Source organism: Streptomyces sp. WY228, from assembly GCF_019287315.1.
Classification (GTDB): domain Bacteria; phylum Actinomycetota; class Actinomycetes; order Streptomycetales; family Streptomycetaceae; genus Streptomyces; species Streptomyces caviscabies.
On sequence record NZ_CP079114.1, the window covers coordinates 267,767 to 293,436 of the forward strand.

General features: G+C 73.0%; 21 protein-coding genes. 11 read left to right on the plus strand and 10 right to left on the minus strand.

The window, feature by feature from the left end; translation table 11 throughout:
• Nucleotides 1-52: 52 nt before the first annotated feature.
• From KV381_RS01170 to KV381_RS01180, 3 genes are all read right to left on the minus strand, one after another.
• The gene (locus KV381_RS01170) at nt 53-1,054 is read right to left on the minus strand and encodes a xanthine dehydrogenase family protein subunit M (protein WP_030086393.1); all 1,002 of its coding nucleotides are present in this window, start codon (nt 1,052-1,054) and stop codon (nt 53-55) included.
• Nucleotides 1,051-1,638, minus strand: coding sequence for a (2Fe-2S)-binding protein (locus KV381_RS01175; protein ID WP_030086391.1), 588 nt, complete (start codon nt 1,636-1,638; stop codon nt 1,051-1,053). Before KV381_RS01175 ends, KV381_RS01170 begins: the two co-directional genes overlap by 4 nt.
• Nucleotides 1,639-1,700: 62 nt before the next feature.
• Nucleotides 1,701-2,090, minus strand: a complete 390-nt coding sequence (locus KV381_RS01180) for a hypothetical protein (protein ID WP_030629781.1) — start codon at nt 2,088-2,090, stop codon at nt 1,701-1,703.
• Nucleotides 2,091-2,319: 229 nt separating this feature from the next.
• On the opposite strand from KV381_RS01180, the gene KV381_RS01185 reads away from it, so the two are divergent.
• From KV381_RS01185 to KV381_RS01195, 3 genes are all read left to right on the plus strand, one after another.
• Nucleotides 2,320-2,661 (plus strand): DUF6479 family protein, encoded by a 342-nt coding sequence (locus KV381_RS01185; RefSeq protein ID WP_030086387.1) that lies wholly within the window; start codon nt 2,320-2,322, stop codon nt 2,659-2,661.
• Between the two features lie 53 nt (nt 2,662-2,714).
• On the plus strand, nt 2,715-3,629 hold the full coding sequence (locus KV381_RS01190; RefSeq protein WP_030086385.1) for a cation diffusion facilitator family transporter: 915 nt from the start codon (nt 2,715-2,717) through the stop codon (nt 3,627-3,629).
• Nucleotides 3,630-3,738: 109 nt separating this feature from the next.
• Nucleotides 3,739-4,551 (plus strand): VOC family protein, encoded by an 813-nt coding sequence (locus KV381_RS01195; RefSeq protein WP_030086383.1) that lies wholly within the window; start codon nt 3,739-3,741, stop codon nt 4,549-4,551.
• A 6-nt stretch (nt 4,552-4,557) separates the two neighbouring features.
• Here the strand turns inward: KV381_RS01195 and KV381_RS01200 are convergent, their stop codons facing one another.
• Entirely contained in the window at nt 4,558-5,091 is a 534-nt protein-coding gene (locus KV381_RS01200) for a DUF6328 family protein (RefSeq protein ID WP_107407766.1), read from the minus strand.
• Nucleotides 5,092-5,279: 188 nt separating this feature from the next.
• On the opposite strand from KV381_RS01200, the gene KV381_RS01205 reads away from it, so the two are divergent.
• Nucleotides 5,280-5,660, plus strand: a complete 381-nt coding sequence (locus tag KV381_RS01205) for a VOC family protein (RefSeq protein WP_030086379.1) — start codon at nt 5,280-5,282, stop codon at nt 5,658-5,660.
• Nucleotides 5,661-5,745: 85 nt separating this feature from the next.
• On the opposite strand, the gene KV381_RS01210 is transcribed toward KV381_RS01205, so the two are convergent.
• Entirely contained in the window at nt 5,746-6,243 is a 498-nt protein-coding gene (locus KV381_RS01210; protein ID WP_193463984.1) for a GNAT family N-acetyltransferase, read from the minus strand.
• Nucleotides 6,244-6,275: 32 nt separating this feature from the next.
• The gene (locus KV381_RS01215; protein WP_030088481.1) at nt 6,276-6,680 is read right to left on the minus strand and encodes a DUF1992 domain-containing protein; all 405 of its coding nucleotides are present in this window, start codon (nt 6,678-6,680) and stop codon (nt 6,276-6,278) included.
• A gap of 220 nt (nt 6,681-6,900) precedes the next feature.
• Between KV381_RS01215 and KV381_RS01220 the strand changes: the two genes are divergently transcribed.
• Together KV381_RS01220 and KV381_RS01225 are read left to right on the plus strand one after the other, a co-directional pair.
• Entirely contained in the window at nt 6,901-7,479 is a 579-nt protein-coding gene (locus tag KV381_RS01220; RefSeq protein WP_098026979.1) for a hypothetical protein, read from the plus strand.
• Entirely contained in the window at nt 7,476-7,880 is a 405-nt protein-coding gene (locus tag KV381_RS01225) for a hypothetical protein (protein ID WP_218784263.1), read from the plus strand. The genes KV381_RS01220 and KV381_RS01225 overlap by 4 nt, the downstream gene beginning before the upstream one ends.
• Before the next feature lie 68 nt (nt 7,881-7,948).
• On the opposite strand, the gene KV381_RS01230 is transcribed toward KV381_RS01225, so the two are convergent.
• Together KV381_RS01230 and KV381_RS01235 are read right to left on the minus strand one after the other, a co-directional pair.
• On the minus strand, nt 7,949-8,746 hold the full coding sequence (locus KV381_RS01230; RefSeq protein ID WP_030088486.1) for a tyrosine-protein phosphatase: 798 nt from the start codon (nt 8,744-8,746) through the stop codon (nt 7,949-7,951).
• A gap of 79 nt (nt 8,747-8,825) precedes the next feature.
• Nucleotides 8,826-9,353 carry an SHOCT domain-containing protein gene (locus KV381_RS01235; RefSeq protein WP_218784264.1) on the minus strand — a complete coding sequence of 176 codons (528 nt, stop codon included), beginning with the start codon at nt 9,351-9,353 and terminating at the stop codon, nt 8,826-8,828.
• Nucleotides 9,354-9,620: 267 nt separating this feature from the next.
• Between KV381_RS01235 and KV381_RS01240 the strand changes: the two genes are divergently transcribed.
• The 3 genes from KV381_RS01240 to meaB are packed head-to-tail and all read left to right on the plus strand — an operon-like array spanning nt 9,621 to nt 14,725.
• On the plus strand, nt 9,621-11,483 hold the full coding sequence (locus KV381_RS01240) for a methylmalonyl-CoA mutase family protein (RefSeq protein WP_218784265.1): 1,863 nt from the start codon (nt 9,621-9,623) through the stop codon (nt 11,481-11,483).
• On the plus strand, nt 11,483-13,708 hold the full coding sequence (scpA, locus tag KV381_RS01245; RefSeq protein WP_218784266.1) for a methylmalonyl-CoA mutase: 2,226 nt from the start codon (nt 11,483-11,485) through the stop codon (nt 13,706-13,708). Before KV381_RS01240 ends, scpA begins: the two co-directional genes overlap by 1 nt.
• Nucleotides 13,709-13,720: 12 nt before the next feature.
• Nucleotides 13,721-14,725, plus strand: coding sequence for a methylmalonyl Co-A mutase-associated GTPase MeaB (meaB, locus tag KV381_RS01250; protein ID WP_218784267.1), 1,005 nt, complete (start codon nt 13,721-13,723; stop codon nt 14,723-14,725).
• A 158-nt stretch (nt 14,726-14,883) separates the two neighbouring features.
• On the opposite strand, the gene KV381_RS01255 is transcribed toward meaB, so the two are convergent.
• Nucleotides 14,884-15,672, minus strand: a complete 789-nt coding sequence (locus KV381_RS01255) for an ABC transporter ATP-binding protein (RefSeq protein WP_098027272.1) — start codon at nt 15,670-15,672, stop codon at nt 14,884-14,886.
• Between the two features lie 149 nt (nt 15,673-15,821).
• On the opposite strand from KV381_RS01255, the gene KV381_RS01260 reads away from it, so the two are divergent.
• Entirely contained in the window at nt 15,822-16,829 is a 1,008-nt protein-coding gene (locus KV381_RS01260) for an ABC transporter substrate-binding protein (protein ID WP_218784268.1), read from the plus strand.
• 63 nt (nt 16,830-16,892) lie between these two features.
• Here KV381_RS01260 and KV381_RS01265 read toward each other — a convergent pair whose 3' ends face one another.
• Nucleotides 16,893-18,092, minus strand: coding sequence for a M20 family metallopeptidase (locus KV381_RS01265; protein ID WP_218784269.1), 1,200 nt, complete (start codon nt 18,090-18,092; stop codon nt 16,893-16,895).
• Between the two features lie 138 nt (nt 18,093-18,230).
• Between KV381_RS01265 and KV381_RS01270 the strand changes: the two genes are divergently transcribed.
• Complete coding sequence (locus KV381_RS01270; RefSeq protein ID WP_218784270.1) at nt 18,231-25,670, plus strand: non-ribosomal peptide synthetase; 7,440 nt, start codon at nt 18,231-18,233, stop codon at nt 25,668-25,670.

Here is a 25,670-nt window from a genome sequence, read left to right on the forward strand (position 1 = left end):
TGCGGGCGGTCACGGGTGGCCGCCCCGGGCGGTTTCGGCCGGTCCCGGCGGTTCAGCCGGTCCGTGCGGGCTGCCGGGCGGTGAGTTCGCCAAGCACGTCCTGGGCGAGGCGGCGGGCGAGGTCCACCTTGAACGCGTTGTCGCGCAGCGGCCGGGCCTCGGCCAGTTCGGCGATCAGGGCGTGCTGGAAGACGGCGGGCGTGGCCGGCGCGCCGCGCAGCTCGGCCTCGGCCCGGCGGGCCCGCCAGGGCCGGTGGGCGACCCCGCCGAACGCCAGCGTGGCGTGCTCGACGCGGCCGGCGTCCATCCGGACGGTGGCGGCGACGGAGACCAGCGCGAAGGCGAACGAGGCGCGGTCGCGGGCCTTGCGGTAGCGGGAGGCCGTGCCGGGCGCCGGCGGCGGCAGCAGCACCTCGGTGATCAGCTCGCCGGGCCTGATCACGGTGTCCTGGTCGGGGTTCTCCCCCGGCAGACGGTGGAATTCCGTGAGGGGGACGGCCCGTTCGCCCTCGGGGCCGAGCAGCAGCACGGTCGCGTCGAGCGCGGCGAGGGCCACGGCCATGTCGGACGGGTTGGTGGCCACGCACTCCGGCGAGTGCCCGAGGATCGCGAGGTCGCGGTGGGCGCCTTCGCGCGCGGGGCAGCCGGAGCCGGGGAGCCGTTTGTTGCAGGGCTTGGAGACGTCCTGGAAATAGCGGCACCGGGTGCGCTGGAGCAGGTTGCCGCCGGTGGTGGCGGTGTTGCGGAGCTGGCCGGAGGCCCCGGCCAGCAGCGCCTGGGACAGCACGGGGTAGCTCTCGATGACGTCGGGGTGGGCGGCGAGGTCGCTGTTGCGCACGGTGGCGCCGATGCTCAGGCCGCCTTCGGCCGTCCGGGTCACCCGGTCGAGCGGCAGCCCGGCGACGTCGATGAGGATCCGGGGCGTCTCGACGCCGAGTTTCATCAGGTCCACCAGATTGGTTCCGCCGCCCAGGAAGCGGGCGCCGGGGCCGGCCGCGCAGAGCCGGACGGCCTCGTCGGTGGAGGCGGGGCGCGCATAGCCGAACGGTTTCACTCGATCACGTCCTCGATGGCTTCGACGATCCGGGGGTAGGCCCCGCACCGGCACAGGTTGCCGCTCATCCGTTCCCGGATCTCGTCGGCGTCGAGCACGACCGCTCCGGTGGCGGTCCCGTCCGGCCCGGCGGCGGCGGGGGAATCCGGTGCGGTGGCGTGCGAGGGGTGGCCGTCGGCGGCCTCGCGGAGCATGCCCACGGCCGAGCAGATCTGGCCCGGGGTGCAGAAGCCGCACTGGAGGGCGTCCCGCTCGACGAACGCCTGCTGCACCGGGTGCAGGCTCTCGCCGTCGGCGAGCCCTTCAACGGTGGTGATCGTGGCGCCGTTCCGGGCGACGGTGAGCAGCAGACAGCTGTTCACCCTGCGTCCGTCGACGAGGACCGTGCAGGCTCCGCACTGGCCGTGGTCGCAGCCCTTCTTGGCGCCGGTGAGTCCGAAGTCCTCCCGCAGCGTCTCCAGGACGGTGGCACGGTGGTCGACGGTCAGCGTCGTCTCCTCGCCGTTGACGTACAGCGTCACGGCGGAGTGTTCGTCGACCACCGGTTCCGGTTCGAGGTCCGCTCCGAGAGCGAGGGAATCCATGCGCGCGCCTTTCGCTTCGCCGTACGGCCGGGTCGCCCCGGCCGGGTCTGGTTCGGGCCCGGTCAGCGGCTCTCCAGCCGCAGCCTGACCTCCTGCTCCTGGTCCCCGGCGGCCGTGCCGACGACGCTCACCGCGAAGGCTCCGGTGAGGTGGGTCCGGAGCCGGTCGACGGCCCAGTAGCCGCCCTGGGCGTCCACCGTGACCGGTGCGGTGAGGCGGGCGGGGGTGACGTCCGCCCGCGGTTCGGACACGTCGACGGTGGTGACCCAGGCGGTGGGGCGGGGGCCGGAGACCGGTGCGGGCGTCTCGCCCATCGGGTGGTCGGAGGCGAAGGCGGTGGCGAGCACGTCGAACACGGTCCGCGCGTCCTGGGTGGCGCAGCGGCCGAGCGAGACCACCACCTCCCGGCCCGCCGGGTGATCCTCGCCGCTCTGCTCGGGGGTGCTGTTCACCGTGGTTCCTTCCGCTGGGGTGCCGGCCTTCGGGACCACTCCAGGCTGACCCCGCATCCGGCCGACGGCGACACGGGAAGCGCCCGAAAGAGGCCTGGAACACCTGGAGGGCGGGCAGGAGGGCTGTCCTGGCCCCCGGTCTTGAAACGCGTTTCCCGCGAGATACCCATAAAACATGAATTGATGTGAATAGCTGACTGATGCCCTCCTCTCGGGGTATGCGCATTGCATGGATGTTCTGAATGCAGTCACCGCGGCCGAGGTGTCCGCCGAGGTCCCGCTCGCTGCGACCACGGGCGCCCTCGGGATCGTCATGCCCATCGTGGCGCTGGCCGTCGTCGCCCTGCTGATCGGCGGCTTCATCCTCAGCAAGCGCAAGCACGACGCCGAACCGCCGCCACCCCAGCCCCATGAGCAGCCGGAGAAGCCCGAGCGGCGCACCCACGTCGAACAGCGCGACCCGCATTCCTCCGATCAGTTCCCCGCGGACGGCCACGCCCTGTCGCCGTACGAGCTCAAGGACCACGGCAACGGCCCGCTGCCGCCCGACGAGGAGCGGCCGAACGGCTGACCGGCCCGTCCCGCGGGGGCGTCCCGGCGGCCCCCTCTGCTCAGGAGGTTGTGATGGCCGGCTCGGCGGCCGACCGACGTACCCGGCTCACCGTCCTGGTGGCGCTCGCCGCCAACCTCGTGATCGCGGCGGCCAAGACCGTGGGCGGGCTGGCCTCCGGCTCCCCCGCCCTGTTGTCCGAGGCCGCGCACTCGGTCGCCGACAGCCTCAACGAGGTCTTCCTCCTCGCCGCGCTCCGGCGCAGCCGCCGTCCCGCCGATGCCCGTCATCCGTTCGGATACGGCAAGGAGCGCTTCTTCTGGGCGCTGCTCGCCGCTGTCGGGATCTTCGTGATGGGCGGCTGTTTCTCGTTCTACCAAGGTCTCTCCGCCCTCCGCCGCGGCGACCACGATCCGCCCGAGGGGTACACGGCGGGACTGATCGTGCTCGGCGTGGCCTTCGTCGCCGAGGCCACCTCGCTGACCCGGGCCCTGCACCAGGCGCGCGGCGAGAAGCGCGGGGCACTGGATCCGGCGCTGCGCACCGTCATCGCGGAGGACAGCACGGCGGTTCTGGGCGTCACCCTGGCGATGGCGGGCATGGGGCTGCATCTGGCCACCGGGAGCGTGGTCTGGGAGGCGGCGGCCTCGCTGGGCATCGGGCTGCTGCTGGTCTACGTGGCCTTCCGGCTCGGCCGGGACGCCCGCGACCAGCTGATCGGCGAGGCCGTCGATCCCCGGCTGCGACGCGATCTGGTGGCCTTCCTGATGCGCCAGGGCGAGATCGACAACGTCGCCGAGCTGCTCACGATGCGGCTGGGCATGGACTCGGTCCTGGTGGCCGCCCGGATCGACCTCGCCCCCGGTATCGACAGCGAACGGGTGGAGGAGGTCTCGATGCGGATCAGGGAGGCGATGGCCGACCGGTGGCCGCAGGCCGACCAGGTCTTCCTGGACATCACGAACGCGCCGCCGCGCGCCGGTCTGTGACCCGGAAGGCGCCACGGCCCGCGTTGCGGGACCGGGCGGGCCGTTCGAGGCTGGTTGCCGGACCACAGCGGCCGGGCAGGACGCCGCTCCCCGAAGAAGGCAGTGGACCATGACCGGAAGCGATCCCCGTACGGCCTCATCGGCGGCCCCGCTGACGGGCTCGGCCGCACCGTGCTGGGTCACCCTCATGACCAGGGACCTGGAGACCGCCGAGCGGTTCTACGCACAGGTCCTGGGCTGGTCGTTCCGGCCCGGGCGGCTCGGGTCGGACTATGCCGTGGCCTACCGCGCCGAGGTGCCGGTGGCCGGTGCCTTCGCCGTCTCCACGGCGTTCCAGGTCGCGGTGGCCTGGACGCCGTACTTCGCGGTGGAGGACGCGAACGTGGCCGCCGGCCGGATCCGTGAGCGCAGCGGGACGGTGGCGGTGGGGCCGCTGACGCTCGGCAAGGGGCGCGGGGTGCTGGCGTCGGACCGGGACGGGGCGGCGTTCGGCCTCTGGGAGCGCACCGAACCCTCCGCCTCGCCGCCGGCCCCGGCCGACCACGCGCATGCCTGGCTGCGGCTGCGGACCCGTAACGCCTTCGACGCGGCGATCTTCTACGGCGAGGTACTCGACTGGGCGAGCGGACGTCCGGGCGGCTGCGATGTGGCCTACGAGGGCGACGAGGTCATCGTGCGGTGCGGGGGGCATCCGCTGGCCCGGATCAGCTCCGGGGCCGAGGAGAGTGCGGCCGAACCGGTGGTGCGCCCGCACTGGCAGGTCCAGTTCCCGGTGACGGACCTCGCGGCGACGGTCTCCGCCGCCGAACGGCACGGCGGGTCCCTCGTCGAGGAGCGCACCGGCTTCGGGGGTACCGAGGTCACGCTGCGGGACCCGAACGGCGCGCTGTTCGCGGTGACCGATCTGCGCAGCCCGGCCTGACACGCCCTAGGAAGCCCCGGCCCCGGGACCGTCTTCCGACTCGTCCTCGTCCTCGCTCTCGTCCCGGGCCGAGCTTCCCCGGGCCAGGGCCCACACCGGGAAGACGAACCAGCAGGCCAGGAACCACAGGGCCATCGCACCGACCAGCCACAGCGCCAGCTGGTTGTGCAGGGCGACGCGGAGGATCAGCAGCAGCGCCGAGCACATGGTGCAGAAGAGCAGCACCAGGCCGAGGACCGTCATCCTGGAGGCCCAGATGACCGTCTCGGGCTTCATCCGACGGCCGGTGAGGAGCCGGTGGTACGAGACGGGGCCGATCAGCGACGCGGCGGTCGCGGAGCCCAGCATGACCGTGATCACGTAGATGGTCCGGTCGGTGTCCCCCAGGTCCTCGAAACGCGACTGGAAGACCACCGCGAGCAGAAAGCCGAAGAGGATCTGGACGCCGGTCTGTGCGACGCGCAGTTCTTGGAGGAGTTCGGCCCACTGCCGGTCCGCCCGCTCCTCCTGGGTCTCCTGACGGCCTCTGCTGAATGTCACGTGACCTCCCTTCCTGCGTGGCGGCGCGCCCATGGCCGGATCCCACGGGTTCCCCGCGGTCACGGGCGTAACCCCGTGGACCGGCGGGACGCGGCCCGCCTATGATCACCGCAGGGCATCGCGCGTCGGTCACCGGCCGGGTGAGGCGTGGAGGTAGCCCGTGAGATGCCCGTTGGAGGCATTCCACCGTGTCAGTCGAGTTGAACCACACCATCGTCCATTGCCGGAACAACCGCGAGTCCGCGGAATTCCTGGCGGATCTGCTGGGCCTGCCGGTCGGAGAAGAGTGGGGGCCGTTCATTCCGGTCGTTCTCGCGAACAGCGTCACGCTGGATTTCGCGACGATTCCCGCCGCTTCGATCACCCCGCAGCACTACGCCTTCCTCATCTCGGAGGCGGAGTTCGACACCGCGTTCGCGAAGATCCGGGAGCAGGGAATCGACTATTACGCCGATCCCCATCAGAAGATTCCCGGCGAGATCAACCACAACGACGGCGGGCGGGGCGTGTACTTCCCCGATCCGAACGGTCATGGGATGGAGCTGATCACCCGCCCGTACGGCGGCTGATCACCGCCCGCACCACCCCGTCCGGTCCCGGAGCCCGGCCGCGCACCCGTGCGGCCGGGCTCCGGTCGTCCCGGGGCGGCGCGCCTCAGCCGATCCGCAGCAGGAACTCGGGGCGGTCCCACATCACCGCGGGCGGGGCGGCGCGGACCGTGCCGACGGGTTCGGCGCCGATGCTGCGGTAGAAGCCCTCGGCGGGCGGGTGGGAGACGATCCGGACGCCCGTCAGCCCGGCGCTCCGGGCCTCCTCGCACAGATGGCCGACGAGCAGCCGGCCGATGCCGAGGCCCTGGGCGGAGTCGGCGACGAACATCAGGTCCAGTTCCGGCGGGTCCAGGAGCAGCGCGTAGAAGCCGAGGATCTGTCCCGTGTCGCCGTCCGCGGCGACGAAGACCCGGTGCACGGCGATGTAGTCCGGCCCGACCCGGTAGCCCTCGACCATCGGTGCGTACGGGCCCTCGTAGGCGCGTGAGGTGCGGACCAGCCGGGTCAGGCGGCCCGCGTCGCCCGCCTCGGCGCGGCGGACCACCACATCGGCGCGCCGTGCGGCGGGCCCGCGCCGCCGCCCTGTTCCGCCCGATCCCATACGGCGAGTATGCGGCACGGTGACGACAAGCCCTAGGCCGGGCGGCGTTCCTCGCGCCAGCGGCGTACGGTCCCGTCCACGTCGAAGGGCTTCAGTCCCAGCGGCGGGCCCTCGGGCGGCCGCCGGATCGCCTGTTCGATCTTCTCGTTCACCTCGGTCAGGATCCGCCGCACCTCGGCCTCGGTGCGGGCGGCGGAGACCGCGGCGGGAACGTCTTCCGCCTCTTTGCGCAGGGCCAGGGCGGGCGGCAGCATCGACACGCCTTCCCGCTGCATCTTCTGCTTGATCCACCAGGTCTCGTCGTACGGGCGTTCAAGACCGGCGATCGGCTTGCCGAAGCCCGGGAGCGCGGTGAAGTCGCCGCGCTGTTCCGCCTCGTGGATCTGCCGGTCGACCCAGGACTCGAAGCTGACTCCCGGTGGTTTGCGCTCCGTCATCACGTGTCCCTCCGACCCGCAGCCGATCCGACTCCTTCACCCTACCCAGGGCGCCGCGCGGAGACCTTCGCCGGAGGGCGGCGGCCTCGAACGGACAACCGGGGGTACACGAACTCCTGCACACCGCCCGGCGATTGCCGCCGGGCCCGGACCGAAAGGGGTTGACCACTGTGCGACAGCAGAGCTACGTACCGGCCGATGAACGTTGGGGGCGGTAGCCGTGACGACAGCGATCATCATCATCGCCGTGGTCGTCGTGGCGGCCATCGCCGCGTTCCTCCTGCTCCGTGGACGCCCGGTCGGCGGCCGGGGGCTGCGCAGCCGCTTCGGACCGGAGTACGAGCGGGTGGTCGCCCGGCACGACGGCGACACCGCGGCGGCCGAGCGGGAGCTCGGCGACCGGGTGAAGCGGCACGGGCGGCTGGAGAAGCACCCGCTGACCGACGAGGCCCGCGCACGCTACGCCGCCCGCTGGGCGAGCGCCCAGGAACTCTTCGTCGAATCGCCCGAGCGGTCGCTCGCCGAAGCCGACGAGCTGCTGGCCGATCTGTCGCGCGAGCGCGGCTTCCCGGCCGGCGAGGACTTCGAGGACCGTACGGACGCGCTCTCCGTCCACCATGCCGCGCACGTCCACGGCTATCGGCGGGTGCACTCCGCGCGACGCGGGGACGCGAGCACCGAGGAGATGCGCGAGGCGCTGGTCGATGCCCGCGGGCTCTTCGACTCCCTGCTCACGGACGGCCCGTCGGGGCGTGAGCACGGCAACCGCCATCTGGTGAAGGGACGCGGCACATCATGACGCGGACGACGGACGAAACGACGCAGACGCCCGACAGCACGGACCGCCCCGTGGGCGCCGGGCCTCTGGACACAGGAACGCCCGTGCGGAACCCGGGCCCCGCCGAGGGCGGCCCGCACCCCGGGCGGCCGCTGTTCGCCCCCGAGGAGCAGGAGGCGTTCACCACCCGGATCCAGCAGGCGGTGGCCGGGTTCGTGGCGGATCCGCACCGGGCGGTGCGGGATGCCGACGCCACCTTCGAGGAGGTGGTGGCGGGCCTCGGGGCCGCCCTGGCGGAACGCGGGCGGCGACTGCGGGCGGGCAAGGGCGAGCGCGACGCGCCCGCGGGGGCGGAGACCGAGGATCTGCGGATCGCCCTCCAGCACTACCGCGACCTGACGGAACGCCTCGTACGCCTCTAGCCCGAAGCGCGTACGGAAGGGGCCGGTCCCACCGGACCGGCCCCTTCCCGCGCTCGCGTCGCTACGGCTCAGCCGTGGATCACCAGGCCGTCGCGCAGCCGCGCCAGTACCGCGTCGGGCATCCGCAGTCCGTCGCGCACATAGCCGTCGAGGCCGCCCCAGCGCTCGTCCATGGCGTCGAGCGCCACGTCCAGATAGCGGGGGCGGACCTCGATGATCGCCGCGGCCACGGCCGGGTCGCCGCCGCCGTCCAGGAACTTCGCCACGTACGGGGCGAAGGCGGCCCGTACGGCGGGATTGACCGCGACGAAGTCCGACCGCACCGTGGCCCGGGCCGCTCCGAGGATCATCAGCAGGACCGCCGCCGCCCAGCCCGTACGGTCCTTGCCCGCCGTGCAGTGGAAGAGCACCGGACGGGCGCCGGAGTCGGCCACCGTCTCCAGGAAGGCCCGGTAGGCGGCCGCCGCGCCGGGCGAGAGGACCATCTTCCGGTAGGTCTCGGCGAACAGTTCCTCGGCCCGGCCCCCGCCCAGCGTCCGCTCCGCCTCGACGGGGTCGGCCAGCAGGGACCGCAGCCGGGCGGGCGCCACGCCCGGGTGGTCGCCCAGCACATCGGCGACGAAGAGTCTGGCCCGGTCCGGCAGCCGGTCCGGGGCCCACCGGCGCTCGTCGGCGGTGCGCAGGTCCACGACGGTGCGGATGCCGAGCGCCGACACCGCCCGGTCGCTCGCCGGGTCGAGCTCGCTCAGCTGCCCCGAGCGGAACAGCACGCCCTGCCGCACCCGGCGGTCACGGCCCAGGGCGATGCCGCCCAGGTCGCGCAGATTGACAACGGTGGCGGCCGGAACGGTCCGGGCGGTCTGCACGATGAACTGCCTCTTTCCCCGATGAATTCCAAGAATTCCGTATATCAGGATCAACGACGCATGCAGCGAGGAAAGGACGTCAGTCCGACAGGAGTTTCGTCTTCTGCTCCACGAACTCGTCGTCGGTGAGGACGTCCCGCTTCCACAGTTCGGCGAGCCGCTCCAGTCGGGTGATGATGTCGTCCCCCGCGGCGCTCTCCTCACCGGCCTCGCCGGCGCCACCCGCGGTGAGGCGCTCGTGCGCGACGAAGGCGCCGCCCGCCTCGCGGGCCGTGCGGGCGAGCCGGGTGGTCCACAGGTCCTCCCGGACCACGATCGCGACGACATCGCCCGTGGGCACCGCGCCGTCGAGCCGTTCGACGTCCTCCGCGCCCAGCACCACCGCCGCCCCGCCCTCCTCCGCATCGGCGGGAACCACTCCCCCGGGGTCCAGCTCCCGCAGACCCACCGGGGTCAGCGCGCCGCCCCCGGCCCGGCGGACGAAGGCCAGGTCACCGGCGCGTACGGCGCCGGACGACACGGCGTCGGCGAGGGCGGGGGCGACCGCCCCGGTGAAGCGACTGCCGGGGAAGGCGATGACGAGGTATTCCACAGGTCCGACGGCCACGGTCGCGTCCTCTCCGTATCCCGGCGGCCACAGCGGCGCCGGGGTGGATACGGCATTCCAGGGATGACATAACAAATCAGGAAACTTCGCACATAATATGCACCTCTGTCCCGATTCATCCCGATGTCGAGGACCGTCGTGTTGCGGCCCGCCGTCCGCCGCTCCGGTTACGCGACCGCATGTAAAGGATCAAGTGCATACCCGAGAGGGCAAGGTCACAGCACGTGCCCCTGCTGCTCATTCCGCGCACTGGCCTAGCATCTGAGCATGACGGTCCAGCCTGCTGACGGGCTCTCTCCGGCCGCCGCGTTCCCCGACCCTTCCCATGACCAGTGGCAGAGCCTCGTCGAAGGCGTACTGCGCAAGTCGGGCAAGGAAGTCACGGGCTCGGCCGCCGAGGAAGCGCTGTCCACCACACTGGAGGACGGGCTCACCACCCGCCCCCTCTACACCGCGAGCGACGAGTCTCCGGACACCGGTTTCCCCGGCTTCGCCCCCTTCACCCGGGGCAGCAGGGCCGAGGGGAACGCGGCGGGCGGCTGGGACGTGCGCCAGCGCCACGCCCGGTCCGACCCGGCCCGGCTGAACGAGGCGCTGCTCGGCGATCTGGAGAACGGGGTCACCTCGCTCTGGCTCACGGTGGGCGGCCCGGCGGGCGTCCCCGTCGACGGGCTCGCGCGGGCGCTGGACGGTGTGTACCTCGATCTGGCGCCCATCGCGCTCGACGCCCCGGCCGATCTGGACGCCGCGGCGACGGAGCTGCTGCGGCTGTACGAGGAACGCGGCGTCGCCCGGCACGAGGCGCGCGGCACGCTGGGCGCCGACCCGCTCGGCCACGAGGCCCGGACGGGCGTCGAGGCGGATCTCGCCCCCGCCGTGCGCTGGGCGCAGCGGTGCGACGCGGAGTACCCGGGGCTGCGGGCCATCGCCGTGGACGCGCTGCCGTACCACGAGGCGGGCGGTTCGGCGGCCCAGGAGCTGGGGCTCTCGCTGGCCACCGGCGTCGCCCATCTGCGGGCCCTGACCGCTGCCGGGATGAGCGTGGAGGCGGCCTGCGGGCAGCTGGAGTTCCGTTACGCGGCCACCGCCGACCAGTTCCTGACCATCGCCAAGCTCCGGGCGGCGCGCCGGCTGTGGGCGCGGGTCGCCGAGGCCTCCGGGGCTCCCGCCGCCGGGGCGCAGCGGCAACACGCCGTCACCTCGCCGGTGATGATGACGCGCCGCGACCCGTGGGTGAACATGCTGCGCACCACGCTGGCCACGCTCGGCGCGGGCGTCGGCGGCGCGGACTCCGTGACCGTGCTGCCGTTCGATCACGCGCTGGGCCTGCCGGACGCGTTCGCGCGGCGGATCGCCCGTAACACCTCGACGATCCTCATGGAGGAGTCGCACCTGGCGCGGGTCATCGACCCGGCGGGCGGCTCCTGGTACGTGGAGCGGCTGACGGACGAACTCGCCGCGGCCGCGTGGGCGTTCTTCCAGGAGACCGAGCGGGCGGGCGGGCTGCCCGCCGCCCTGCGCTCCGGACTGGTCGCGGAGCGGCTGGCGGCCACGTGGGCGACGCGCAGTGCGAAGCTGGCGCGCCGCAAGGAGCCGATCACCGGGGTCAGCGAGTTCCCGATGCCCGGCGAGCGCCCGGTGGAGCGCGAGCCCGCCCCCGACCCGTACGCCGGGGCTCCGGGCGGTCTGCCCCGGGTCCGGCGGGACGAGGCGTTCGAGGGGCTGCGCGCCCGGTCGGACGCGCACCTCGCGGCGACCGGAAGCCGCCCGAAGGTGTTCGTCGCCGCGCTCGGCCCGGCCGCCGCGCACACCGCGCGGGTCTCGTTCGCCGTCAACCTCTTCGGGGCGGGCGGCATCGAGGCGGTGCACGATCCGGTCTCCGTGGACGCGGAGACGGCCGCCGGTGCGCTGGCCGCCTCCGGGGCGTCGGTCGCCGTGCTGTGCTCCTCGGACGCGCTCTACGCCGAGCAGGCGGACGCGGTGGCCGGTGCGCTGAAGTCGGCGGGCGCGGCGCAGGTGTTCCTCGCGGGGCGCCCCGGCGAGTACGCCGACGTCGACGCCTACGTCTTCGCGGGCTGCGACGCGGTCGCCGTTCTCACCTCCGTACTCGACCGCATGGGAGTGGCGTGATGCCGACACCGTCCACGGAACGCACCACCTCCGTTCCCGACTTCTCCGACCTGCCGTTGGCGTCCACCGCGCCGCCCGCCGGTTCCGCCGAGGAGTGGCAGGCGGCCGTGACCAAGGCGGCCGACGGCGCCGAGGCCCCGCTCTGGGAGACGCCCGAGGGGATCACGGTCAAGCCGCTCTACACCGGTGAGGACCTGGAGGGTCTGGACGCGCTGCACAGCTACCCGGGCATCGCCCCGTATCTGCGCGGCCCCTACCCGACGATGTACGTCAACCAGCCCTGGACGATCCGTCAGTACGCCGGTTTCTCCACGGCCGAGGAGTCCAACGCCTTCTACCGGCGCAACCTCGCGGCCGGACAGAAGGGTCTGTCGGTCGCCTTCGACCTGCCGACCCACCGGGGCTACGACAGCGACCACCCCCGGGTGACGGGTGACGTCGGCATGGCCGGGGTGGCGATCGACTCGATCTACGACATGCGCCAGCTGTTCGACGGCATTCCGCTGGACCGGATGTCGGTGTCGATGACGATGAACGGCGCGGTGCTTCCCGTGCTGGCGCTGTACATCGTGGCCGCCGAGGAACAGGGCGTACCGCCTTCGATGCTGGCCGGGACCATTCAGAACGACATTCTGAAGGAGTTCATGGTCCGCAACACCTATATCTACCCGCCGTCGCCCTCGATGCGGATCATCTCCGACATCTTCGCGTTCACCTCGCAGAAGATGCCGCGCTACAACTCCATCTCGATCTCCGGCTATCACATCCAGGAGGCCGGGGCGACGGCCGATCTGGAGCTGGCGTACACGCTGGCCGACGGGGTGGAGTATCTGCGCGCCGGGCAGGAGGCCGGTCTGGACGTGGACGCGTTCGCACCCCGGCTGTCGTTCTTCTGGGCGATCGGCATGAACTTCTTCATGGAGGTCGCGAAGCTGCGCGCGGCCCGGCTGCTCTGGGCGCGGCTGGTCGAGCAGTTCGACCCGAAGAACCCCAAGTCGCTGTCGCTGCGCACCCATTCGCAGACCTCGGGCTGGTCGCTGACCGCGCAGGACGTGTTCAACAACGTGACGCGTACGTGCGTGGAGGCGATGGCCGCGACGCAGGGCCACACCCAGTCGCTGCACACCAACGCGCTCGACGAGGCGCTGGCGCTGCCCACCGACTTCTCGGCGCGGATCGCCCGTAACACCCAGCTGCTGCTCCAGCAGGAGTCGGGTACCTGCCGGGTCATCGACCCGTGGGGCGGCAGCGCGTACGTGGAGAAGCTGACGCGCGACCTCGCGGACCGGGCCTGGCAGCACATCGAGGAGGTGGAGGCGGCCGGCGGGATGGCGAAGGCCATCGACGCGGGCATCCCCAAGCTCCGGGTGGAGGAGGCCGCGGCGCGGACGCAGGCGCGGATCGACTCCGGGCGGCAGCCGGTGATCGGGGTGAACAAGTACCGGGTGGAGACCGACGAGCAGATCGACGTCCTCAAGGTCGACAACTCCTCGGTGCGCACCCAGCAGATCGAGAAGCTGCGGCGGCTGCGCGAGGAGCGCGACGAGACGGCGTGCCAGGAGGCGCTGCGGGCGCTGACGGCCGCCGCCGAGCGCGACCCGGGCCCGGGCCTGGAAGGCAATCTGCTGGCGCTGGCGGTCGACGCGGCGCGGGCGATGGCGACGGTCGGGGAGATCTCGGACGCGCTGGAGAAGGTGTACGGCAGGCATGCGGGGCAGATCCGTACGATCTCCGGTGTGTACCGCAAAGAGGCAGGAGAGTCCCCTTCCGTGGACCGGACCCGTGCGCTGGTCGACGCGTTCGAGGAGGCGGAGGGCCGTCGTCCGCGCATCCTGGTCGCCAAGATGGGCCAGGACGGCCACGACCGGGGCCAGAAGGTGATCGCCACGGCCTTCGCCGACCTGGGCTTCGACGTGGACGTCGGCCCGCTGTTCCAGACGCCGGGCGAGGTGGCACGGCAGGCCGTCGAGGCCGACGTGCACATCGTGGGCGTCTCCTCGCTGGCGGCCGGGCATCTGACCCTGGTGCCGGCGCTGCGCGAGGAGCTGGCCGCCGAGGGGCGCGAGGACATCATGATCGTGGTGGGCGGGGTGATCCCGCCGCAGGACATCGAGGCCCTGCACGAGGCGGGCGCCGCCTCGGTCTTCCCGCCGGGGACGGTGATCCCGGACGCGGCCCACGACCTGGTGACGCGGCTCGGCGCCGCGCTCGGCCACGAGCTGTGAGCCGCTGACCGGATGGCTGCGAAGATCGACATCGACGGCTATGTGCAGGGAGTGCTCGACGGGAAGCGCGCGTTCGTGGCGCGCGCGATCACGCTCGTCGAGTCGACACGGGCCGAACACCGGGTGCTGGCCCAGCAGTTGCTGAGCCGGCTGCTGCCGCACGCGGGGGCGGCCCGGCGGATCGGGATCAGCGGGGTGCCGGGCGTGGGCAAGTCCACGTTCATCGACGCGCTCGGCACGATGCTGACCGGGCTCGGGCACCGGGTGGCGGTGCTGGCGGTCGACCCGTCCTCCAGCCGTACGGGCGGCTCCATCCTGGGCGACAAGACCCGGATGGAACGCCTGGCGGTGGACCCGGCCGCCTTCGTCCGTCCCTCCCCCACGGCGGGCACGCTGGGCGGGGTGGCCAAGGCGACCCGGGAGTCCATCGTGGTGATGGAGGCGGCGGGCTACGACGTGGTGCTGGTGGAGACGGTGGGCGTCGGGCAGTCGGAGACGGCGGTGGCCAACATGGTCGACACGTTCCTGCTGCTGACCCTGGCCCGTACCGGCGACCAGTTGCAGGGCATCAAGAAGGGTGTCCTGGAGCTGGCGGACGCCATCGCGGTGAACAAGGCCGACGGCCCGCACGAACGCGACGCCCGCTCGGCGGCCCGTGAACTGGCGGGCGCGCTACGGCTGATGCATCCGGCGGACGCGGCCTGGACGCCCCCGGTGCTCACCTGCAGCGCCCGCGAGTCGCTCGGGCTGGACACCCTGTGGGACCGGCTGGAGCAGCACCGTACGGTCCTGGAGTCGACGGGCCGGCTGGCGGCCAAGCGGCGCGACCAGCAGGTGGACTGGACCTGGGCCATGGTCCGGGACGATCTGCTGGACAGTCTCCACAGCCATCCGGCGGTGCGGAAGCTCGCGCCGGAGCTCGAACAGCGGGTCCGCGAGGGCACGTTGACGGCGACGATGGCCGCCGAGGAGATTCTCGGCGCGTTCCGCGGCGGCGGTGCGGGCACGTCCACCTGAACGCGTCGGCGCGGTAGCTGTAGCTGTAGCTGTAGCTGTAGCTGTAGCTGTAGCTGTAGCGAGAACATGGACCGAGGGGCCCCCGGACGGAGGGGCCCCTCGGCGTTTTCGGGCGGAGGGCTGCGCTTGCGCGGTCGCCCGGCGCGGGTGCCCGCGGCTCAGGCGGCGGCGGGCGTACGCACGGTCGGTACGACGACGGGCGCCCCGTCGGAGGTCGCCGTGAGGATCTCCGCCTCGATGCCGTAGAGCTCCTGGACCAGGGCCGCGTCCACGGTCTCGCGGGGCGGTCCCGTGGCGATGATCCGCCCGTCGCGCATGGCGACCAGGGTGTCGGCGTACCGCGCGGCGGCGGCGAGGTCGTGGACGACCATGACGATGGTGCGGCCCTCGGCGGCGACCTCGCGGACCAGATCCAGGACCTCCACGGCGTGGCCGATGTCGAGGGCGCTGGTGGGCTCGTCGAGCAGGACGACGGGGGTCTCCTGGGCGAGGGCCATGGCCAGCCAGCAGCGCTGCCGCTGACCGCCGGAGAGCTGGTCGATCCGGCGTCCGGCCAGGGCGGCGGTGCCGGTGGCCTCCAGGGCGCGGGTGACGGCTTCCTCGTCCTCCCGCGACCACTGGCGGAACAGCCCCTGGTGCGGGTGGCGTCCGTACCGGACGAGTCCGGCCACGGTGACCGCCTCGGGGGCCTGCGGGGACTGGGGCAACAGGGCGATGCGGTGGGCGGCATCGCGCTGGCGCAGCTGCCAGATGTCGGCGTCGCCGACGAACACCGCGCCGGAACGGGGCTGGTGGAGGCGGGCCATGGAGCGCAGCAGGGTCGATTTGCCGCAGCCGTTGGGTCCGACGATCGCCACGACCTGCCCCGAGGGGACCGTCAGATCGACCTGATCCACGGCGGTATGACCGGCGTATCCAGCGGTGAGCTGTTCGACACGGATTTCCACGAGGACCGGCCTTTCCGAAGGAATGGGGCATCATCTTGCCCGATGCCGCTAAAGTAAGGCTAACCTTAGCTCGCTCACGAGCCGACGGCCGCATCCGTGTGGCCGTACGGCCGTCACCGCTTCATGTCCCGTTGAACCCGGAGCCCTTGATGAACCTGCACCACCGCCCCGCCCGTACCGTCGCCCGAAGAGCGGCGCGCGCCGTCGCCACGCTCGGGGCCGCGGCCCTCCTCCTGACGGCCTGCGGAACGGACTCCGACTCGGGCAAGTCCTCCGGGGACAAGGCCGGCAAGGCGGACTCCGCCTCCTCCGCGACCCGTACGGTCAAGGACGCCACCGGCAAGGCCGTGGAGATACCGGCGGAGCCCCAGCGCATCGTCACCCTGACCCAGGAGGACCTGGACGCGGTCCTGGCGCTGGACATCAAGCCGGTCGGCATCACCAACGGCCAGGGCCTGGACAAGCCGCCGGCCTACCTCGCCGACAAGGTCGAGGGCATCGACATCGTGGGCAACCTCCTCCAGCCGGTCATGGACAAGGTCGTCGCCGCGAAGCCCGACCTGATCCTCGCCGGTGACATGCAGGACGAGCAGGTGCTCAAGCAGCTCCGCGAGATCACCCCGGCCACGCTGGTGACGATGGCGCCGACCGACGACTGGAAGCTGTTCTTCCGGGGCATCGGCAACGCCGTCAACAAGCTCGACGACGCCAACAAGTTCATCACCGACCACGAGGCGGCCGCCAAGGCCGCCGGGGAGAAGCTCGGCGAGAACAAGGGCGCCGAGGTCTCGATCGTCCGCTGGAACCCGGACGGGCCCAGCTGGATGGAGAACAAGCAGTTCGCCAGCGGCGTCGCTCTGGAGATGGGGCTGAAGCGGCCCGAGTCCCAGAACAAGGACGGCAACGCGCACACCCCGTCGCTGAGCCTGGAGAAGATCAACGAGATCGACGGCGACTGGCTGTTCCTGTCGACGCTGACCTCGGACGGCGAGAAGGCCCTCAAGGACGTCCGGTCCAAGCCCGCCTACAAGGAGCTGGGCGCCGTCAAGAACGGTCACGCGGTGACCGTCGACGGCTCGGTGTGGTCCACGCGCGGCGGCCCGCTCGCGGCCGACGTCGTCCTCGCCGACTACGTCAAGGCGCTCTCCGCCAAGTGATCCGCACGCCGTGCGGCCCGGCCGGGAGTTCCCGGCCGGGCCGCACGGCTTCGCCGCTCCCCGTCAGGCGGAACCGCGCGCGGCGGCGAAGTCGGCCGCCGTCCAGGCCATGCCCACCGCCCCGTCGAGCAGCGCCTGTTCGGCCGCCGGGGAGACGGCCGCATCGGCGAACGCGGCCTCGTGCGGTCCGCAGGCTCCCCCGCTGATGTCGAGCACCGGGTGGATGGACGGCACCACGTGCGAGACGTTGCCCATGTCGGTGCAGGCGAACGGCGGGCGCTCGACCGGTTCGGCACGGCCCAGTTCGCGGGCGTTGGCGGTCCACAGCCGGATCAGCTCCGGGTCGCCGCGGAAGTCCAGGTAGTCGGGCTCCGGCCGCTCCAGGGTCACTTCGCAGCCGGTGGCGAGCGCCCCGGCGCGGAAGCAGTCCTCGACCCGCTGCCGCAGCTCGCGCAGGTCCTCGGCGGCCAGCGCCCGTATCTCGTAGGTGGCGGTGGACCGGTCGGGTATCGCGTTGGGCGCGGTCCCGGCGGCGGTGGTGATGCCGTGCACCCGCCACTGCGGGGGCAGTTGCTGGCGCAGCAGGCCCAGGGCGACCTGGGCGACGGTCAGCGCGTCGGCGGCGTTGCGGCCCTCGTGCGGATTGAGGCTCGGGTGCGCGGCGCGGCCGGTGTAGGTGACGTCGAGGGTGCCGAGCGCGAAGGAGCGGAAGTCGGCCATCTCGAAGGGGCAGGGGTGCACCATCATCGCGGCGTCGACCCCGTCGAACGCCCCGGCGTCCAGCAGCAGTGCCTTGCCCGCCCCGCGCTCCTCGGCGGGCGTTCCGATGACCCGTACGGTCAGGCCGAGTTCGTCCGCGTGGGGGGCGAGGCCGAGGGCCGCGCCGATTCCGGCGGCGGCGATCAGATTGTGCCCGCAGGCGTGACCGAGGCCGGGCAGGGCGTCGTACTCGCAGGCGATGGCCACGGTGACGGGCCCGGAGCCGATCGTGGCGCGGAACGCCGTGTCCAGACCGTGGGCGGGGGCGGTGACCTCGAAACCGTGCGCGGCGAGGAGTTCGGAGCAGAGCGCGGCGGCCTTGTGCTCCTCGAAGGCGGTCTCGGGCTCGGCGTGCAGGCGCCGGCTCAGGTCGAGCAGGGCCGGGGCGTGGCCGCCGACCGTCTCCCGCACGGCGGTCCTGAGGGCGCGCATCCGCTCGTCGGCCACCGTGTCGGCCACCTCCTCGGCCCGGGTCTCGGGGCGGGGGGCTGCGGGGACGGTCATGGACTCTCCTTGCGTTCCTGACCGCTCCGGGGGCGGTCGCCTGCACTGTCGGAAATAGGTTAACTTAGCCTTACCTAAGTGTGCGCCGAGTGCCCGTTGGCCCGGTGTCCGTTGTCCTTCAGGGGAGTCGTCACACCCATGCATGAGCGTCCGAACCGCCCGACCAGCTCTTCGGCAGCACACTCCGGCAGCGCACCGTCCCCCGGACTCCCGCTCCTGACCGCCCAGTCGGGCATCTACTACGCGCACCAGCTCGCCCCTCTGGGCACCGAGCTGAACACGGCGGACTGTGTGGAGATCGACGGGCCGCTGGACGCGGATCTGTTCGTGGCGGCGCTGAGACGGACCGTGGGCGAGGCCGAGACCCTCGCCCTGCGGGTGTCGGAGGCGGACGGCGTGCCGGTGCAGCGAGTCGTGCCCGCCGCCGAACCCGTGGTGCAGCGGCTGGAGCTGACGGAGGACCGGGCCGAGGCGTGGATGCGGGAGGATCTGGCCCGGCCGGTGGACCTCGCCGCCGACGGCGGGCTGATGACGCAGGCGCTGATCCGGGTCGGCGAGAACCGCCACCGGTGGTACCGCCGTGTCCACCACATAGCCGTCGACGCCTACGCCCTCTCCCTCATCGGTGAGCGGGTCGCCGAGGTCTACCGTGCGCTGGTCGCCGGACAGCCGCTGCCCGAGGGCCGGTTCGCCCCGCTGAGCGAGCTGACCGGCGAGGAGGCGGCGTATCTGGCAGGTGAGGAGTACGCGGCGGACCGGGCCTTCTGGTCCGCGCGCATGGCGGGCTCCTCCGTCACCGCGCCCCACCGCGCACCCGATCGCGCGAAGACGCCCGACGGCGGCCTCCTCCACCGGACCACCGGCCTCCCGGCCGACGCCCTGGACCGGCTGACCGGGGCGGCGCGTGCGGCGAAGGCGACCTGGGCCGAGCTGGTGGTGGCCGCGACCGCCGGTCATCTGCACCGGCTCACCGGCTCCGAGGACATCGTGCTGGGCCTGCCGCTGACCAACCGGCGCGGGCCCGCGGCCCTGCGGACCCCCGCCATGACCGTGAACGTGCTGCCGCTGCGGATCGCCGTACGCCCGGCGGACACCGGGGCCGAACTGCTGCGCCGGGTGGTGCTGGAGATCCGCGCGGTCCGTCGCCACCAGCGCTATCCGCAGGCCGATCTGCGCCGCGATCTGGCCCTGGAGTCGGCCGACACCCCGCTGACCGGTCCCATGGTCAACGTCAAGCCGTTCGACGACGCCCTGGACCTCGCCGGGGCCACCGGCACCGTGCGCAATCTCGCGGCCGGCCCCGTGGAAGGGCTCGCGGTCGGCGCGGCGCCCGGTCCGGACGGGGGCCTGCGGCTCACCCTGGACGCCAACCCCGCCGCGTACGGAGCCAGCGACCTCGCCGACCACGAGGACACCTGGCTGCGCTATCTGGACGGCCTGACCGAGCTGCTGCTGACCGACCCGGAGCGGCCGATCGGCACTCTGGACCTGCTCACCGGCGACCAGCTGCGCAAGGCCACCTCCGGCCGCGCCGAGCCCGCCGCCGCACTCCCCCTCCCCCGGTCGTTCACCGCTCAGGCGGCCCGGACACCCGAGGCCGTCGCCGTGCGCTCCACGGTGGCGGGCACGTTCCGCGGGACGGCGGGAACAGCACGGACAGCAGGCACAGCAGGCACAGCAGGCACGGCAGGGGCGGCAGAAGCAGGGACGGACGCGGGCGCAGGCGCACCGGAAGCCGCCGCCGCGTCCGGGGCCCGGCTCACCTTCGCCGAACTGGACGCCGCGTCCGACCGTCTGGCCCACCTGCTGACCCGCCTCGGTGCGGACAGCGCGGACCGCACGGTCGGTGCGGGCGGCACGGTGGCGCTGGCGCTGCCCCGGACCGCCGACATGGTCGTCGCCCTGCTGGCCGTGCTCAAGGCGGGCCGGGTCTGCCAGCCGCTGGACCTCGGCCACCCCGCCGCCCGGACCCTGGCCGTCCTGGAGGACGCGCGGCCGCTCTGTGTGATCGGCACGGCCGCGACGCTCGCCGCGCTGCCCGAGCACGGGCTGCCGACCGTCGCGCTCGACGCCCCGGCCACGGCCGACGCCCTCGCCGCCTGCCCCGACGGGCCGCTGCCCACCGAGCCCGCGCTCGCGGACCCCGCCTATCTCATCCACACCTCCGGTTCCACGGGCCGCCCCAAGGGCGTCCTCGTCAGCCACGCCTCGCTCGCCAACCTCTGTGCCGGGCACGGCACGGACCACATCGCCCCGGCCGTCGCCCGGACCGGTCGGGAACGCCTGCGGGTCGCGCACAGCGCCTCGTTCGCCTTCGACGCGTCCTGGGACCCGCTGCTGTGGATGGTCCACGGGCACGAGCTGCATCTGCTGGACGACGCCGCCTACCGCGACCCCGCGGCGCTCACCGCGTACGTCGGCACGCATCTGGTCGACTATCTCGATGTCACCCCCTCCTACGCCGAAGCGCTCATCGCCGAAGGCCTGCTGGACGAGGGCCGGCACCACCCGGCCCATCTGGTGGTCGGCGGCGAGACCGTGCCGCCGGCCCTGTGGGCGCGGCTGACCGAGGCCGGGGCCGTGCACCCGGTCAACCTCTACGGGCCGACCGAGACGACCGTCGACGCCTACTACTGGGTGCCCGGCAGCTCCGCCGCCCGGCCCGACGGCCGTCCCGTGCGCGGCTCCCGGGTCTATGTCCTGGACTCCTCCCTGCGTCCGGTGCCCGCCGGTGTGACGGGTGAGCTGTATGTCGCCGGGGCCTGCCTGGCCCTCGGCTATCTGGGCCGCCCGGACCTGACGGCCGAGCGGTTCGTCGCGGACCCGTTCGGTGCGGCGAACGGCGACGCCGGAGGCCGGATGTACCGCACCGGGGACCTGGTGCGCCGCCGCGAGGACCACACCCTGGAGTTCCTCGGGCGCAGCGACGACCAGGTGAAGATCCGCGGCTTCCGGATCGAACTGGGCGAGATCCAGGCCCGGCTGGCCGCCCATCCGCGGGTCGCGGCGGCCGCGGTCATCGCCCGGGACACCGGTCACGGCAAGCGGCTGCTGGCCTACGCGGTCCCGGTGCGGACGGGCGGCGACGCACCTGCCGACGACACCACGCCGCCCACCCCCGCCGAGCTCCGCGACCATCTGGCCGGGGCCCTGCCCGAGCACATGGTCCCCGCGACCGTGACGCTCCTGGACGCGCTGCCCCGTACCGCCAACGACAAGCTCGACCACCGCGCCCTGCCCGACCCCGAACCGCTCCCGCTCGCCCCGGGCGGCCCGGACAGCGCCGTCGGCGGGCCGCACACCGAGATCGTGCGCGGGCTCTTCGCCGACGTGCTCGGTATCGCCGAACCCCCGGCCGCCGACGCGGGCTTCCTCGACCTCGGCGGGCACTCGCTGCTCGCCGCCCGGCTGGCCGCCCGGATCCGGGAGCACTTCGGCGTGCCGATGAGCATCGCCGACGTCTTCCGCAACCCCACGTCCGGCGCCCTGGCCGCACTGGTCCGCACCCGAAGCGGCGCGACCACCGCGTCCGTCCCGCTCTCCCCCGTACCGCGCACCGGTCCCCTCCCCCTGTCACCGGCCCAGCAGCGGCTGTGGTTCCTCCACCGTCTCGAAGGCCCCAGCCCCACCTACAACATCCCGCTCGTCCTGAGCGTCAACGGCCCGCTCGACCGCGACGCGCTCCAGCTCGCCCTGTACGACCTGGCGGAGCGTCACGAGACACTACGAACGGTATATCCGCCCACTGACAACGCCTCCGAAGGCGCGGTCGGCACCGGCGCCGGTGCTCCGGACGACACCCCCCACCAGCGGATCCTCGCCCCCGACGACCCGGCGGGCCGCCCGGTGCTGCGGCTCGCGGAGCCGGGCAGCGATCTCACCGAGGCGGTGCGTCACTGCTTCGACCTCGCCACCGAACCCCCGCTGCGCACGGTCCTGTTCAGCGAGTCGCCCGACCACCACACCCTGCTCCTCCTGCTGCACCACATCGCGGGCGACGGGGCCTCCACCACTCCCCTGGCCCAGGATCTGGCCGTCGCCTACGCGGCCCGCGCCGAGGGCCGCGTACCGGAGTTCGCGCCGCTGAGCGGCCAGTACGTGGACCACGCCGCCCGGCTCCAGCAGCTGCTGGGCACCCCGGCGGAACCGACCGCGCTCGCCGAGGCCCAGCTCGCCCACTGGCGCGAGGCGCTGGCCGGGCTGCCGGACCAGCTGGAGCTGCCCACCGACCGGCCTCGGCCGCCGGTCGCCACGTCGGCGGGCGACACCGTGCCCTTCACCGTGGACGCCGCCGCGCACGAGGCGCTGCGCCGGCTCGCCCGGGCGCACGGGGCGACCGTGTTCATGACCGTGCAGGCCGGGCTCGCCGCGCTGCTGACCCGGCACGGCTGCGGCACCGACATCCCGCTCGGCACCCCCGTGGCAGGCCGCGACGACGACGCCACGGCCGGGCTCGTCGGCTTCTTCACCAACACCGTCGTGCTGCGCACCGACACCTCCGGCGACCCGGCCTTCGGCGAGCTGCTGGACCGGGTGCGGGCCACGACGCTGGCGGCGTACGAGCACGACGCGCTGCCCTTCGACCACCTGGTCGAGGCGCTGAACCCGGCGCGTTCACTGGCCCGGCACCCCCTGTTCCAGACGATGCTGGCCTGGCAGTCGATCGCGGACGGGCCCGTCTCCCTCGGTCCGGACACCACCGCGCGGCTGACCGCCGTGCCGTCCGGCACCGCGAAGTTCGACCTGACCCTCAACGCGGGCGAGCTGCCCGGCGGCGGGATCGGGGGCTTCCTGGAGTTCCGTACCGACCTCTTCGACCGGTCGACCGCCCAGGCCCTCGCGGACCGGCTGTCCCGGCTGCTCACCGCGGCGGCCGAGCACCCCGAGACGCCGGTCGGTCTGCTTCCGGTGCTCGGCGACGACGAGGTCCACCGCGCCCTGGTCGCGGCCAACGGCGTCAACGACGACCGGCCGGTGCCGCTCACCCTCGCCGAGGTCTACGCTGTCGCGGCGCGCCGGCACCCGGAGCGGACGGCGGTGAGCTGCGAGGGCGTGTCGCTGACGTACGCCGAACTGTCCTCCCGGGCCCAGTCGCTGGCCCGGCTGCTGGCGGCCCGGCAGATCGGTCCCGGCTCCATCGTGGCGCTCGCGCTGCCGCGCTCCACGGATCTGGTCGCCGGGCTGCTCGCGGTGTCGCTGGCGGGCGCCGCGTACCTGCCGATGGACCCGGACTATCCGGCGGACCGGCTCGCGTACATGCTGGACGACGCCCGTCCGGCCGCGCTGATCACCGACGCGGCGACGGCGGAGCGGCTGCCCGCGCACGAGCTGCCGCTGATCACCGTGGACGAGGCGGCCGGGTTCCCGGACGGGCCGCTCGACCAGGCGGACCGCACCCGGCCGCTGAGCCCGCAGGACCCGGCGTACGTCATCTACACCTCGGGTTCCACCGGCCGCCCGAAGGGGGTCGTGGTCACCCAGCACAACGTGACGCGGCTGCTGACGGCGACCGAGCACTGGTTCTCGTTCGGGCCGGACGACGTGTGGACCCTGTTCCACTCCTACGCGTTCGACTTCTCGGTGTGGGAGCTGTGGGGCGCGCTGCTGTACGGCGGGCGGGTCGTCGTCGTCCCGTACGCGACCAGCCGTGACCCGCACGCCTTCCTGCGGCTGCTGGCCGACGAGCGGGTGACCGTCCTCAACCAGACGCCGTCCGCCTTCTACCAGCTGGCGGCCGCCGACCGGGAGGCCCCCGGGCACGAACTGGCGCTGCGGTACGTGGTGTTCGGCGGTGAGGCGCTGGAGCTGGGGCGGTTGGCGGACTGGTACACACGCCACCACGAGAACGCTCCGACGCTGGTCAACATGTACGGCATCACGGAGACCACGGTCCATGTCTCCTACCTGGCGCTGGACCGGGCGACGGCCGCCTCCGCGATCTCCAGCACCATCGGGGTGAACATCCCCGACCTGCGGGTCTACGTCCTGGACGGGCGGCTGCAGCCGGTGCCGCCCGGGGTGACCGGTGAGATGTACGTGGCCGGCGAGGGGGTGGCGCTCGGTTATCTGGGCCGCCCGGACCTGACGGCGGGGCGCTTCGTCGCCGATCCGTTCGCGCATCTCTTCGGGGAGAGCGGGCGGCGGATGTACCGTTCGGGCGACCTGGCCCGGCGGCGCGCGGACGGCACGCTGGAGTACTTCGGCCGGGGTGACCAGCAGGTCAAGATCCGCGGGTTCCGGATCGAACTGGGCGAGATCGAGGCGGTGTTGGCCGACCACCCGGAGGTCTCCGATGTGGCGGTCGTGGTCCGCGAGGACACGCCGGGCGACAAGCGGCTGGTCGGGTACGTCGTTCCCGCGCCCGGCACGGAGCCAGTCCCGGCGGCGCTGCGCGAGCACGGAGCCGCCACGCTGCCGGTGCACATGGTGCCCTCGGCCGTGGTGGTGCTGGAGCGGCTGCCGCTGACCGGCAACGGCAAGCTGGACCGCAAGGCGCTGCCCGCGCCGGGCGTCCCGGTGAACGCCGGTGGGCGCGCGCCGCGCACGGTCCGCGAGGAGCAGCTCTGCTCGGTCTTCGCCGAGGTGCTGGGGCTGCCGTCGGTCGGGGTGGAGGACAACTTCTTCGACCTGGGCGGCCATTCGCTCCTCGCCGTGCGCCTCGCCGGGCGGATCAGGTCCGCGTTCGGCATCGAGGTGTCGATCGGCACCGTCTTCCAGGCTCCGACGCCCGCCGCGCTGGACACGGCCCTGGACGTCTCGCGCGAGGAGGACCCGCTGGATGTGCTGCTGCCGCTGCGGCCCGCCCGCCCGGGCGACCGCGCCCCGGTCCACTGTGTGCACCCGGCGGGCGGTCTGAGCTGGTGCTACGCCGGCCTGATCCGTCATCTTCCGGCCGATGTGCCGATCTACGGGCTCCAGGCCCAGGGCGTCGGCGGGGCGACGGCGGACGAGCCGCTGCCCACCACGCTGGAGGAGCTGGCCGCGCACTACGCCTCCCGCATCCGCGAGGTCCAGCCCGAGGGCCCGTACCGGCTGCTCGGCTGGTCGACCGGCGGCATCATCGCGCACGCGATCGCGGCGGTCCTCCAGGAAGCGGGCCAGGAGGTGGAGTTGCTGGCGATCCTGGACGCGTACCCCGCCGAGGGCTTCCGTGAGCTGCCGGTGCCCGACCGGGCCGAGGCGCTCGAATCGCTGCTCACCATGGGCGGTTACGGCCCCGAGAGCCTCGGGGACAAGGAGCTGAACACGGCGAACGTGGTCGAGGTGCTGCGCCGCGAGGGCTCCCCGCTGGCCACGCTCTCCGCCGCGAAGATCGAGGCGCTCGGCGAGGTGTACCTGAACACCAACGACCTCGTCCGCGCCTACGACCACCGGGTGTTCCGGGGCGATGTGCTGTTCTTCCGGGCCACGGTGGACACCATCGACGACACCCTGACGCCGGAGACCTGGACCGATTACGTGAGCGGGCGCATCGACAACACGAACGTCGCCTGTTCCCACAAGGACATGACCCTGCCCGAGCCGATCGCGCACATCGCGCGCGTGGTCGCCGACCGACTGACCGAGCTGGAGAAGTGA